Here is a 12,610-nt window from a genome sequence, read left to right as displayed (position 1 = left end):
CGGTCCACCTTGTTGAGCGCGATCTCACGAACGGCCTCTAGAACAGCGCGGTCCCGAGCGCAAAGGGGGTGACGGGCCGGCGTGAGGAATGTCGACCGGGCGGAGGAACGACGCAACTGCGCGCCGCGTGCCGACGACAGACCTCCTGGACCATGGACAACGCACCGACCCGCAGCGATCAAGGCAACTACTTCAGGCCCGTCACGTCTTTTCACGCCGCCGCCGAGCCCTTCTCGCCGGCCGCGGCGCTGCGAGGGGAGCCGGCGGGAGCGCCCCGCGATCGACCGGGCTCTGGAGCTCACGGCGGTGGAGCCCGAGCGACCCGAGACACCACGGTGGAGCTCGTGGAGGATCGCGAAGCGCTCACCACGGTGTGGCTCCGCTGCGATCAGAGCGGCTGGAGCACCCCGGTGCGCATCGCCCTCCCGCCGGGCGCTGAGCTCATTCTGGGCAGCGCCCCGGCTGCGGACGTGAGCATCGATGACGCCGCGGTGAGCGCTCGCCACTGCCGTGTCGCGCACCGCGGCGCCTCGATCGAGGTGACGGATCTCGACTCGCGCAACGGCGTTCGCGTCGGCGGCGTGCGGGTACGGCAGGCGATGCTCGTCCCCGGCGGCTGCTTCGAGGTCGGCCGCACGACCGTGTGCGTCGAGGCGGCCCGGAGGGTCCCCCCGATCGAGGAGGGGCCGCCGCTGCCGTCGCTCGTCGGCCGCTCGCGGCCCATGCGGCAGCTCGCCGCAGCGGTGCGGCGGGTCGCGCCGCTCCAGCTCCCCGTGCTCCTGCGCGGCGAGTCGGGCACGGGCAAGGATCTGATCGCCCGGGCGATCCATGCGGAGAGCAACCGAGCCGACCGGCCGTTCGTGGTCCTGAACGCCGCCACGATCCTGCGCGACATCGCCGAGTCCGAGCTGTTCGGTCACCGGCGCGGCGCGTTCACCGGCGCGCATCGGGATCGGCGGGGCGCGTTCGCCGAGGCCCACCTGGGCACGCTCTTCCTCGACGAGATCGCGGCGCTCTCGCTGGAGGTCCAGGCGAAGCTGCTGCGCGCGGTGGAGGAGGGGGTGGTCCGTCCGCTGGGCGCGGAGGGGACGACGCAGGTCAACGTGCGGCTCATCGTCGCGACCTGCGAGCCCCTGGAGACGCTCGTCGCCGAGCGTCGCTTCCGCGCGGACCTCTACGAGCGCCTCGCGGTGTGCCGCATCCACCTTCCAGCGCTGCGCGATCGGCCGGACGACATCCCGCTCCTGGCCGAGCACCTGCTGGCGACCTCCGAGCTCGGCCCGCGGCAGCTCTCCCCCGGGGCGCTCGTTGCGCTGAAGGCGCACCGCTGGCAAGGCAACGTCCGGGAGCTACGGAACGTGCTCATTCAAGCCGCGTTGCGCGCCCACGGCCGCGTGCTGCCGGAGCACGTCACGGCCGTGCTCGCCGATCGGGAGCCCCCGGTCCGCCGGAAGATCACGCCGGCGGACGCGCTCCGCGCCTTCGAGGAGGTGGGCGGCAACATCAGCGCCGCCGCGCGCCTCGCGGACATCCCGCGCTCGACGATGCGGGATCTGCTCCGCATCGCGAGGGAGCGGTGAGCTGACGTCGGTGGGAGAAGCTAGAAGGTGCCCGCGACGCCGAGGGCGGCCTGACCGGGCGCCACGAACGGCGCGATCACGGTGACGCGCGGGCCGTCGGACGCGGCCTGCTGTTTCCGGGGGTACCAGTCGATCATGGCATACGTCGCGGTGCCGACGACCCCGACGCCGAGGAGGACCCAGCCTGTGATCGCCCAGGGGAGCGCGCCGTCGTAGCTGTCGAGCTCGCCCCGGAGGCTCCCGCACGCGGTCTCGAAGCCGGGGAGGTCGCCCGACGGATCCTCGCGCGCGCCGCAAGGTTGGGACCTGCGGTTTGCGGGGATCGTGCTCTCGTGGCTCGCGACGTACGTCTTGATCTGCGTTCCGACGTCGTCGGCGTTGCTGCTCGCGTTGACGGCGATGGCCGACCCGACGATCCCCATGACCAGACCGACCCCCGCGATGCCGGTCCCCGCCCACGCGAGCGGCTTGCGTGCGTACCAGTGGAAGAACGGCTCGCGACCGCCGGAGCTCTGGTCCGGGCTCATCGAGCCCATCGTGTTGCTCGTCGAGACGCTGAGCCCACCGGGGCTCGTCGGCGCTGCGGGCGAGGTGCTCGGCGCCGTCGCTCCGGGTGTCGTCGCTCCGGGTGTCGTCGCTCCGGGTGTCGCCGCTCCGGGTGTCGTCGCGCCCGGTGCCACCGCGCCCGCTGCCGCCGCGCCCGCTGCCGCCGCGCCGGGGGCCGGCTGCGCGGTGCCCACCGGGGGAGGCTGCGCCGGCGTTGGCGGGACCGCGCCCGGCAAGGTCGAGGTGGGCGCGGTCGGCGGCACACCCGGCGCGGGCGTCGGCGCGCCGGCAGCGGGCGCACCGGTCGTCCCCAGGGTCAGCGTCGCGGGCGTGGCTGTGCCGATCTTCGCGTCCACCTGGAGGGTCGCGGATCGGTCCTGATAGGTCGCGAACAGGGTGTGCTTGCCGGGGGTCACGAACACCGGATCGGGCAGCGGCGCCTTGCCGACGAGGACGCCGTCGACGCTGATGTCCGCGCCGTTCGCGTCGGTGGTCACGAGGAGGAAGCCGGTCCGTCGCTTGACGTCGGCGATCGCCTTCTCCGCGGCGGCGCGCTGCTCCGGGGTCGCGGTGGTGTGCTCGCGCAGGAACTGCTGGAGGTGCTTGCCGGCATCCTCCAGGTGATTGGAGCGAAGCTCGCTCTGTCCGAGGTTGAGCAGCACGGCCGGGTGTCGCTTGAGCGCGTAGACCTGAAGAAACGCCGTACGCGCATCCTCGAACCGACCGGCGTCATAGGCCTTGACCCCTTCCTCGTAACGCTGGCGCGCGACCTCCGTGACGGGATCGGACGACTGCGCGAAGCTCACCGGCTCGCTGAGAAGAGAGGAGGTGAGCCCGGCCTCGGTGAGCACAGCTGGCGCGATGAGCGAGAGCAGGAGGACGGGGGCGCAGGCGCGTGTTTTCATGGCTCCTCAGGTCGGGCTTCGCCTCGTCGGCGTCCGCGGAAGATAACGAATGCAGCAAGCCTCGCTGCCGAGGCGGGAAACGGGTGCGCTTCAGAAAGGCGCATCGCGGATGATGCCGCCGCTCTTGTTGCCTCCGGTGGAGCTCGTCCCACGCTGCGTCGGCGCAGGCTTCTTCGGTGCGGGGGCTGTCTTGGGCCCGACCGCCGGCGCCGTGGGCGTCGCCGGCGTCGCCGGCGTCGCGGCGGTGGCAGACATCGTCGCCGCGGGAGCCGGAGGGCTCGCCGGCGCTGAGGCGCTCGGCGTCGGCCCAGCGCTGTCTTCCGCGGCTGCGGCCGCAGGCGGATCGCCGGCGGTCGCTTGCGCGGTGGCGGCGGGGGTTGATGTGGCCGCCGCGGGCGGCGCCTCCGTCGTCGGCGAGGCCGTCGGGGGCCTGGGATCCACGCCATCGTCGTCGTGACGCAGGGCGCGGACGACGAAGAACACGAAGACCGCGCCCACGAGGGCGATGACGAGCCGCAGCGCCGTCTTGTTCGGCCTGGACACGGGGATCTCGATCGGATCGTGGTCCTCCGTGCGGACGGCGGACACAGCTACCGCGTCGGCGCTCCCCACCGCCGGATGCGCCGCGCGAGATCGCGTGCGCGCAGGCCGCGCAGACGGCGGCTCACCCTCGCGGGGCGGGGAGGGGGCTGCCCCCGGACGCGCCTGCGGCTCGGCGGCTCGTGCGTCGGCCCCGGCGCCGAGCTCGGCCGTCGGCGCGCCGGCCACCGCGTCCGGCTCGCCCATTCCCACGCGCGTTTTTCCGGCGGGCGCGGGGGGCTCGCCCGGCCTCGCCGCGCCGCTGCCCGTCGTGCCCGTGGCGCCTGCGCTGGAAGCGCTGCCGGTCGTCTGCGGGTCCGCGAGCGGCTGAGGCGAGGGGCTGGCGTGCGCACCGGCACCCGGTGTGCCCGCCGCGCCCTCGGGCGTGGCCTCCGCTGCGGGCGCTCCCTGCACGTCGTCGCCGATGGCGATGGTCGGGACCCCCTCGATCACGGTGTCGGACACGCCGGACGCGCCGGCCGGCGGCGCTTCGATCACGCGGGCCGCGGGGGCGGTCGACGCAGCAGGGAACGACGCCATCGCGGGCGCTCGCCACGCAGCGGGCGCTTCGCCCAGGGGCGCCGCCGGGGCTTCCGGCGGTCTCGCGGCGGGGGCGCCGGTCTCCGGCTCGGGGGCGCCGCCGCGCTCGCCACCTCGCGCGGTCGACAGCTCGTCGAACGCCTCCCAGGAAGGCCGGATCGACGCCGCGATCCGATCCGCTTCCTCCGCAGAGAGGGAGCGTTCACCAGGTTCCGCGGTCGTCGGTCGCTCCCCCGCAGTCATCGCGGTGAGGAACTTACCACCCGCATCCGCCGCACCGCAATCTCGCGACGGATCTGCGCGCTACCTACCTGCCGCGCGAGGGCCGGGGGCGCGCGCCTCCCGACGCCCCCGGAAGGCATCGCGACCCGCTCATCCGCCGCGCACCTCGCGCAGAAGCGCGTCGTCCCATGTATCGGCGACCTGGCTCACCGTCGTGACGATATCCTCGAACTCTTCGTACTCGAGCGCGCTGAGCCGCCGCAGACAGCGCACCACCACCTCGTCGCGCGACCTGTCGATCGCGAACGCCGCGTCGGAGGTGGCGATGAAGCTGAGCTCCAGGAGGCGCCGGTAGAAGGCCTCCCGCCCGCTCAGGGGGACGGCCATGATGGGAGCGAAGACCATCAGGACCCCCTGGGCCTCGAGCACGTTGACCCCGATCGTCGCGCTCCCGTGCTGGAGCTGCGCGTATCCGGTCTCGTCGAGCGTGTTCGTGCCCGCTCCACCCAGCGATCCGGCCCCGCCTCGAGAGCTCGCGGCGTACCGGGCGAGATACGCGTTGACCATGCTCGTCGCGTCAGCAAACCTCTCCCCCGACGCACGATCCGCGTAGAGGGGTTCTGTGGATGAAGTGGGCGTGAGGTCGGGCACGTGAAACCTCCGGGACGTATCGCCATTCACTCGGCGCGCGGGGCTGCTCTGGCGAGCCGACGGCGCACCACCCCAGCGCAGCTGCATCGTAGCGCCCCGGCCTTCGCGGCGATCACGCTTTTTGCGGCGGCCGCGCACACCCTCGGGTGCAGCGCCGAGGGCGGCGCGCCCGCTGCGCCCGCCGCCCTCTCCGACGAGCAGCGCGCCGCCGCGCTGCTCGATCCGGGCGCGCTGCTCCCGCCCCGCGCCGAGACGGTCGCTCTCGCGGACGCCGTCGCCATCGCGTCGTCGCGGGCCGGGGCCGGGGCGCAGGCTGCCTCGCTCGCGGAGCTCGCCGGCGATCTTCGCGTGCGGCTCTTCCGCCTCGATCAGGCGGCCACCGACGCGCGTGAGGCGATGGAGCTGTACGGCGCGGCGGCGACCGCCTTCCGCGCCTCGGCCGAGCCGGCCCTCGTCGAGCGCGCGTGCCAGGCCGAGCGCCGCCGCGCGCTGCTCGCCGGCGAGCTCGCCCACGACGCCGCCGTCGCGTACCGCGAGCTCTACCTGGTCTCGCGGCGCTACGCGGCCCTCGCCCCGCCCGCGCCGTCCGGCGGCGCGCCGCCCGCGCTCTCGCCGTGCCTCGGCGCCATCGCGGTCGCGCTGGCGCAGGCGGCCGCCTACCGGCCCAGCGGGGAAGCGCTGCGCGCGCTGGAGCAGGAAGGTCACCGCGTCGAGGGCGTCGCGCTCGCGCTCGCGCCGGGGTCTGCGCCGGGCACCTCCGACGCGCCGGCGAGCGCCGCGAGCGCGGTGCAGGTGACGACCGCCGACGCCTCCGGCGATCTCGTCGTCGCCCCCCCGGCGTCCGCCGCGCCCACAGGCCCGGTGAAGGTCACCGCGATCGAGCGGCACGGCTCGGACAAGGGGGCGCGCGTGGTCATCGAGCTGTCCGCGCCGACGACGTTCGACGTCGGCACGCTCCCGGCGGACGAGACCGCCGGCAGGGACGCGCGCATCTTCGTCGACATCGCGGGGGCGACGTCGCGCGGCGTCGCGCGCGAGATCGAGGTCGGCGGCGCCCTGCGGCGCGTGCGCGTCGGCGTGCAGCCGAAGGGCACGCGCGTCGTCCTGGATCTCGCCGCCAACCTGTATCGCCGGGTCTTCTACCTGCCCGAGCCGTTCCGGATCGTCGTCGACGTGAGCACCCGACCTCCGGTGCGCGACGACGAGGGCAAGCCCGGCGGCGCGCGGGAGGTCCGGCGCGTCGTGATCGACCCGGGGCACGGCGGCAACGACACCGGCGCGGTCGGCCCCACCGGGTTGAAGGAGAAGGACGTGACGCTCGACGTCGCCCACCGCGTCGCCCCGCTCCTCGCGCGCGAGCTCAAGATCGAGACGCTCCTCACCCGGGACAGCGACGTCTACGTCCCGCTCGATCTCCGCACCGCGCGCGCGAACGCGTTCCACGCCGACCTGTTCGTCTCGATCCACTGCAACGCGAGCGACAACGGCCGCGCTCGCGGCGTCCAGACCTTCTCGCTCGCGGCGCCTCACGACGCCGAGGGGACGTCGGCCGCGCTCGCGGCGCGCGAGAACGCCGCCCGCGCCGCCAGGGGAGGGCAGGGCGTGGACCCTGGCGATCCCGACGCCCGCCGCGAGGTGGCGGCGATCCTGTCGAACCTCAACGTCGGCGACATGGCGGCCCGCTCGCGCCACTTCGCCGAGCTCCTCCAGCGGTCGTCGCTCGCCTCGCTGTCGCCCCGCTACCCCGACACGAAGGATCAGGGCGTCAAGGGCGCCGGGTTCTTCGTCCTCGCGGGCGCCGACATGCCGGCCGCGCTGTTCGAGACCGCGTTCATCTCGAACCCCGAGGACGAGGCCCGCCTCGCCACCGCCGATTTCCGGCAGAAGATGGCGGACGCCATCGTGAACGCGATCCGCGCCTACCGCGAGGGCAAGTGAAGGGCGAAGCCGGCCCGCGCAGGCCTCGCCCGCGCCGGGATCACCCCCGCTCGAGGCCCATGAGCCGCTCGAGCGAGTCGCGCAGGTCGCTCGCCTCGCCCTTCTTGATGAAGTCGTAGGCGCCGGCCTCGGTCGCGTTCTTCTTCATCTCCTCGTGGTTCGAGTACACGATACAGCGGATGTGCGAGGTCGCGTCGATGGAGCGGAGGCGCTCCAGGCAGCGCACCCCGTCGAGGCCCGGCATCATGACGTCCAGGATGAGCGCGTCGGGCTGGAGGTTGCCCACCGCGACGAGGGCGTCGAACGGATCCTGGAACGTGGTCAGGTCGAACCTCCGCGAGAGGGTCTTGCGGAGCGCGGCGAGGACGGCGGGGTCGTCGTCGACCACGACGACCTTCGGCTTGCCCATCCGCAGGATCTCCGGGATCGGGTAGCCGTACTTCCGGAGGAAATCGAGCACGTCCAGCCGTCGGAAGCGGAGGTGCCGTCCGGGCGTGCGGAAGTGGCGGATTTCCCCCTTGTCCGCCCAGTTGTGGATGGTCTTGAGGTCCACCTGACAGAAGCGCGCGACGTCGCTCGCGGTGAACAGCTCGGGCTGCGTCGTGTTCTCTTTCGGGTTCGTTTCCATGGCTCACTCCTCGAGATCAGGCGTCGCCGGCACGGAGGGGGCATTCGTCAGGGGGGTGTCGAAGCTGGTCGTGGATCTGGGCTCTCGTTCCTGTTTGATGTGGATCGGGGATCCCTGTGCGCAGCATTCTTCAGCGACGAAGCGCCCGTTGCGCAGGACATAACGGGTCGACCCCTCGATGTGTCGCTCGCGGATCTCGTGCGAAGGGTCGCCCGGCAGCGCCAGGTACGGCGGCTCGGCCCCATCGCCCGGGACGAAGCGCGGACAGATCGGCAGGAGCGGCTGGCGTTCCGCGAGCGCCACGGCGCTGCGCACGTCCGCGACCGCGGAGAGCAGCTCGAGCGTGCGCGAAGTCGGCGGGGCGAGAAAGATCTCGCCACGCTCGGCGCGCTCCAGCACCTCCGAAGGCGCGGCCCAGAAGCTCATCGTCGTCTCGTGCCCGTCGTGGCGCCCGATCTGGCCGCGCGGCAGCGGCAGCAGGAAGAAGCGCGCGTCGAAGCGGCGCGTCTCGGCGACGGGCGTGATCCACCGGGCCCACGGCACGAGCGCCGCGAGGGCGAGCTTCAGGCCACGCCGAGCGAGGATCGCGTCGAGCGGCGTCCCGGCGGCAAGCTCCCGCCCGACCGCGTCGATCTCGTCGCCGGACAGCGGCCGATCCGTCGGCAGGATCGCCCCTTCCTCCAGCGTCTCGCGGCACGCCGCCACGCACAGGGATTGCGCCGGCGCCGCGTCTGTCGCGAACGCAGCGGCGCGCGCCGGCGGCGCGGTCGCCCGATCCCTCCAGACTTCCGCGCCGTCCTGCGCGTCCACCTTCCCACCGGGGAACACAACGGCGCCGCCCATGAAGCTCGAGCTCGCGTGGCGGCGGACGCAGAACACCTCGATCCCCGCGCGATCGTCGCGCAGGACGATCACCGTGGCGGCATCGCGAGGTCGGACCGCGGTTCGGTTCTGATCGAAATCCAGCAATATGGGATAAATTTGTTCCACGTGAGCTGTCTTTCGTCAAACCGTCCGCTGCGTCTCATTTCCGGCGTACTCTGCGGTGAGCATGCGGGTTTGGGGCCAAAACAGCCGCCTTTTCCGGCGACTCGGGGACTTCCCGCAAGTGCTTTCCACGCTCTCCCGACATCGATGCCGCAGCGAGCGATCGGTCGCGGCCTGGGTCGGCGAAACTGCGTTATTTGCCGCGTGGATCGGGCGAACTCTGCCACCGACGGAGGCGTCGTTGACGGGCACGGCGCTCACGCCTAGAATCCCGCGCCTCGCTATTTCGGGGGGCTATTCGGCCTCTCCGGACATGTCGCGGAGCCGTAAGCCCCGTTCCGGCAGCTGGGGGTCGACGCCCCGCGGCTTGCATGCGCCAGGGAGCTCAGGACGGCAGCGCCGAACGGCGCATTCGACGCGAGAGGACCTATGAACAAGGCCCAGCTGAAGAAGTTCAAGACCCTGCTTGAGACGAAGCGCGACGAGATCATCAAGAAGGCCAAGCAAACGCTGACCGAGGACATGATGCTCGACGCGAACGATCTCCCTGACGAGATGGATCTCGCGTCGAGCGAGTACCTGCAGTCGTTCACCTTCCGGCTCCGCGGTCGCGAGAAGTCGTTCCTCGACAAGATCCAGAAGGCGCTCCTGAAGATCGAGGACGGCTCGTTCGGCAAGTGCGAGGAGTGCGAGGAGGAGATCTCGGCGAAGCGCCTCGAGGCGCGCCCCGAGACGACCCTCTGCATCCGCTGCAAAGAGGACCAGGAGAGGGTCGAGAAGGACTACGGCTGACGCTGCGCTGTGCGTGAAGGCCCCCGGATCGGCGGCCTTCACGCGCGGTGGTGCCTCCGCGCCGTCGGGCGTGCGCTCCGCCTCCGGTCCACCTCGTGCGGACCGGGCGGGGCCACGCCCGTTCTGTTATTTGCGGGCCGCGGCGCGGCTGCGCGGGGGCTGCGGGCCGCGGCGCTTGGCCGCCGCGAGCACCTCGCGCAGGTACGCGCCGGTGTACGACGCCTCCTCCTGGGCGATCTCCTCCGGGGTGCCCGCCGCGACGACCGTCCCGCCGCGCTCGCCGCCCTCGGGGCCGAGGTCGATCACCCAGTCGCTGCAGGCGATCACGTCGAGGTTGTGCTCGATCACGAGGACGGTGTTCCCGGCGTCGCGCAGGCTCGTGAGGCTCGCGGTGAGCACCTCGATGTCCGAGAAATGCAGGCCCGTCGTCGGCTCGTCGAGCACGTAGAGCGTGCGGCCGGTGGCCTTGCGCGCGAGCTCGCGCGCGAGCTTCACGCGCTGCGCCTCGCCGCCCGAGAGCGTCGTCGCGGGCTGGCCCAGCGTGATGTAGCCGAGGCCGACCCGCGCGAGCGCCGCGAGCCGCTCCCGGACGCGGGGGAGCGCCTCGAACTGCTCGATCGCCTGCTCGACCGTGAGGTCGAGCGCGTCCGCGATCGACATCCCGCGGTAGAGCACCTCGAGCGTCTCGCGGTTGTACCTGCGCCCCCCGCACGTCTCGCACGTGACGAAGATGTCGGGCAGGAAGTGCATCTCGATCCGGAGCACGCCGTCGCCCTGGCACGCCTCGCAGCGGCCGCCCTTCACGTTGAACGAGAAGCGGCCCGCCTTGTACCCGCGCGTCCTCGCCTCCGGGAGGCCCGCGTAGAGCTCGCGGAGGAGCCCGAAGACCCCCGTGTACGTCGCCGGGTTGGAGCGCGGCGTGCGGCCGATGGGGGCCTGGTCGATCGAGATCACCTTGTCGATGTGCGAGAGGCCCTCGATGCCGTCGCACGCGCCGATCGGGGCGGAGCTCCGGTACAGCTCGTTCTTCGCGGCCGGCAGGAGCGTGTCGACGATGAGGCTCGACTTGCCCGAGCCCGACACGCCGGTGACCGTGCAGAAGAGGCCGACCGGGATCTCGGCCGTCACGTTGCGGAGGTTGTGCGCCCGCGCGCCGGCCACGCGGATGAAGCGCCCGTCGGGCTGCAGGCGCTTCGTGGGGATCGCCAGCTGCTTCTTGCCGCTGAGGTACGGGCCCGTGATCGACGCGGGATCGGCGCTCAGCTCCTCCGGCGTGCCCTGCGCCACCACGTTGCCGCCGTGCACCCCCGCGCCCGGGCCCATGTCCACGACGTGGTCGGCCGCGAGGATGGCGTCGCGGTCGTGCTCGACGACGATCACGGTGTTGCCGAGGTCCACGAGCCGCCGGAGCGCCTCGAGCAGGCGCGTGTTGTCGCGCGCGTGCAGGCCCACCGAGGGCTCGTCGAGCACGTAGAGCACGCCGACGAGCGCGGCCCCGATCTGCGTCGCCAGGCGGATGCGCTGCCCTTCACCGCCGGAGAGCGTCTGCGCGGAGCGGTCCAGCGTGAGGTAGTCGAGCCCGACGTCGATGAGGAAGCCGAGGCGCGCGATCACCGCCCGCAGCAGCGGCTCGGCGATCGCGCGCTCGCGCGGAGCGAGCCCGCTGTCGGCCGGGGCCTCGCCCGCGGCGGCCCGGTCGCCGGAGGGCCGCGGCGCCCCCTCCTTGGGCGGCATGAGCCCATCGAGGAAGACCCGCAGCGTGCGCAGCGGCAGGGTGCCGACGTCCGCGATGTTGCGATCGCCGAGGCGCACGGCGAGCGCCTCCGGGCGCAGGCGCCTGCCGTCGCAGGCATCGCACACCCGCGTGATGACGAAGCGGCCGAGCTCGTCGGAGAGCGCGGCGCTGTCCTCGTCGAGATCGGCCTCCTCCTCGTCGGCGAGGGCGGGCTCGCCGCTGCTCAGCAGGCGCTCGAGCCGCGGGATGATCCCCTCGTAGGCCGCCTTCTTCTTCCCCCGGCCGCCGGCGCCCTGGGCGTCGCTCCCGTCGAGGATCGCCTGCCGCACGCCCGCCGGCAGCTTCGCCCAGGGGACGTCCGGATCGCAGCCGAGCGTGCTGACGGCGCGCTCGGTCTCCGTCGCGAGCGAGAGCGAGCCACGGCGCCCCCACGCCACCACGGCGCCCTCGCGGATCGTTCGCCGCGGATCGGGGACCACGCGCTCGGGATCGATGCGGGTCCGCGCGCCGATGCCGTCGCAGGCGGGGCAGGCGCCGTGCGGGCCGTTGAAGGAGAACATCCGCGGCTCGATCGGCGGCAGGGAGATGCCGCAGTCGATGCACGCGAAGCGCTCGCTCATCCAGAGCGGCTCGATCTTCATGCCGTCGCTGGAGATGTCGGCGAGCAGCCTGCCTTCGCCCAGCTTGAGGGCGAGCTCGACCGAGTCGGTGAGCCGACCCTTGATGCCCTCCTTGACCACGATCCGGTCCACGACCACGTCGAGGTCGTGGGCGCGCGTTCGGTCGAGGACGATCTCGTCGCCGAGGTCGACGATCTCGCCGTCGATGCGCGCGCGCACGAACCCCTCGCGGCGCAGCCGCTCGATGTCGAGCTTCAGCTCGCCGCGCCGGCCCCGCGCGATCGGCGCCATGATCGTGACCCGCGTCTTGTCCCCGAGATCGAGGATGCGGTCGACGATCTGCTGCACGGTCTGGGCCTCGATCCGCTTGCCGCACGCGGGACAGTGCGGGGTGCCGACCCGCGCGAAGAGCAGGCGGAGGTAGTCCGAGATCTCGGTCACCGTGCCGACGGTCGAGCGCGGGCTCTTGGCCAGCGCGCGCTGCTCGATCGCGATCGCGGGCGAGAGGCCCTCGATCGACTCCACGTCGGGCTTGGACAGCTGCTCGAGGAACTGCCGCGCGTAGGCGGAGAGCGACTCGACGTAGCGTCGCTGCCCCTCCGCATAGATGGTGTCGAACGCCAGGGACGACTTGCCCGAGCCGCTCGGACCGGTGATCACCACCAGGCGGTCGCGCGGAAGCGACACGCTGACGTTCTTGAGGTTGTGCTGCCGAGCGCCTCGAACGACCAGTCGATCCATAGGGAGAACCGGAGAGCTATCACACACGGAAGCGGGCGTGGCGCGCTCCTGCTCGTCGCGCCCCGCTCCCCTGGCGCGTCTCCCCGCTTTCCCGGAGGGCGCGTCGCGTTTCCTGCTCGCTCGACGCGCGCGGCGCGTCTTCCCGC

General features: G+C 72.7%; 9 protein-coding genes. 3 read left to right on the top strand and 6 right to left on the bottom strand.

Annotation, left to right across the window (positions count from 1 at the left end):
• Nucleotides 1–152: 152 nt before the first annotated feature.
• A complete protein-coding gene (locus WME75_RS19810; protein ID WP_437493089.1) occupies nt 153–1,580 on the top strand; it encodes a sigma 54-interacting transcriptional regulator in 1,428 nt (475 codons plus the stop codon).
• A 20-nt stretch (nt 1,581–1,600) separates the two neighbouring features.
• Here the strand turns inward: WME75_RS19810 and WME75_RS19805 are convergent, their stop codons facing one another.
• The 3 genes from WME75_RS19805 to WME75_RS19795 all read right to left on the bottom strand — a co-directional run bounded on the left by WME75_RS19805 (nt 1,601) and on the right by WME75_RS19795 (nt 4,939).
• Complete coding sequence (locus WME75_RS19805; protein ID WP_437493087.1) at nt 1,601–3,031, bottom strand: hypothetical protein; 1,431 nt, start codon at nt 3,029–3,031, stop codon at nt 1,601–1,603.
• A 90-nt stretch (nt 3,032–3,121) separates the two neighbouring features.
• Nucleotides 3,122–4,393: a hypothetical protein gene (locus tag WME75_RS19800; protein WP_437493085.1), complete on the bottom strand. Its 1,272-nt coding sequence runs from the start codon at nt 4,391–4,393 to the stop codon at nt 3,122–3,124.
• A gap of 129 nt (nt 4,394–4,522) precedes the next feature.
• Nucleotides 4,523–4,939 carry a YbjN domain-containing protein gene (locus tag WME75_RS19795; protein ID WP_437493083.1) on the bottom strand — a complete coding sequence of 139 codons (417 nt, stop codon included), beginning with the start codon at nt 4,937–4,939 and terminating at the stop codon, nt 4,523–4,525.
• 84 nt (nt 4,940–5,023) lie between these two features.
• Here WME75_RS19795 and WME75_RS19790 point away from each other — a divergent pair, with 84 nt between their 5' ends.
• Nucleotides 5,024–6,961, top strand: coding sequence for an N-acetylmuramoyl-L-alanine amidase (locus tag WME75_RS19790; protein ID WP_437493081.1), 1,938 nt, complete (start codon nt 5,024–5,026; stop codon nt 6,959–6,961).
• A gap of 40 nt (nt 6,962–7,001) precedes the next feature.
• Here the strand turns inward: WME75_RS19790 and WME75_RS19785 are convergent, their stop codons facing one another.
• Nucleotides 7,002–7,589, bottom strand: a complete 588-nt coding sequence (locus tag WME75_RS19785; protein WP_437493079.1) for a response regulator — start codon at nt 7,587–7,589, stop codon at nt 7,002–7,004.
• Between the two features lie 3 nt (nt 7,590–7,592).
• A complete protein-coding gene (locus WME75_RS19780; protein ID WP_437493077.1) occupies nt 7,593–8,504 on the bottom strand; it encodes an NUDIX hydrolase in 912 nt (303 codons plus the stop codon).
• Between the two features lie 501 nt (nt 8,505–9,005).
• Here WME75_RS19780 and WME75_RS19775 point away from each other — a divergent pair.
• Nucleotides 9,006–9,368 (top strand): TraR/DksA family transcriptional regulator, encoded by a 363-nt coding sequence (locus WME75_RS19775; RefSeq protein ID WP_437493075.1) that lies wholly within the window; start codon nt 9,006–9,008, stop codon nt 9,366–9,368.
• A gap of 126 nt (nt 9,369–9,494) precedes the next feature.
• On the opposite strand, the gene uvrA is transcribed toward WME75_RS19775, so the two are convergent.
• Entirely contained in the window at nt 9,495–12,464 is a 2,970-nt protein-coding gene (uvrA, locus tag WME75_RS19770; RefSeq protein ID WP_437493073.1) for an excinuclease ABC subunit UvrA, read from the bottom strand.
• Between the last annotated feature and the right edge of the window lie 146 nt (nt 12,465–12,610).

It is taken from the genome of Sorangium sp. So ce1014 (assembly GCF_051521505.1).
Taxonomy (GTDB): Bacteria; Myxococcota_A; Polyangia; order Polyangiales; family Polyangiaceae; genus Sorangium.
Note: the sequence above shows the minus strand (reverse complement) of the source record. Positions and strands in the feature narration are given on the sequence as shown.

Bases quoted from the DNA above. Each gene is read 5' to 3' on its own strand.
- WME75_RS19810 (WP_437493089.1), top strand. From the start codon at position 153: ATGGACAACGCACCGACCCGCAGCGATCAAGGCAACTACTTCAGGCCC.
- WME75_RS19805 (WP_437493087.1), bottom strand. From the start codon at position 3,031: ATGAAAACACGCGCCTGCGCCCCCGTCCTCCTGCTCTCGCTCATCGCG.
- WME75_RS19800 (WP_437493085.1), bottom strand. From the start codon at position 4,393: ATGACTGCGGGGGAGCGACCGACGACCGCGGAACCTGGTGAACGCTCC.
- WME75_RS19795 (WP_437493083.1), bottom strand. From the start codon at position 4,939: ATGGTCAACGCGTATCTCGCCCGGTACGCCGCGAGCTCTCGAGGCGGG.
- WME75_RS19785 (WP_437493079.1), bottom strand. From the start codon at position 7,589: ATGGAAACGAACCCGAAAGAGAACACGACGCAGCCCGAGCTGTTCACC.
- WME75_RS19775 (WP_437493075.1), top strand. From the start codon at position 9,006: ATGAACAAGGCCCAGCTGAAGAAGTTCAAGACCCTGCTTGAGACGAAG.
- uvrA (WP_437493073.1), bottom strand. From the start codon at position 12,464: ATGGATCGACTGGTCGTTCGAGGCGCTCGGCAGCACAACCTCAAGAAC.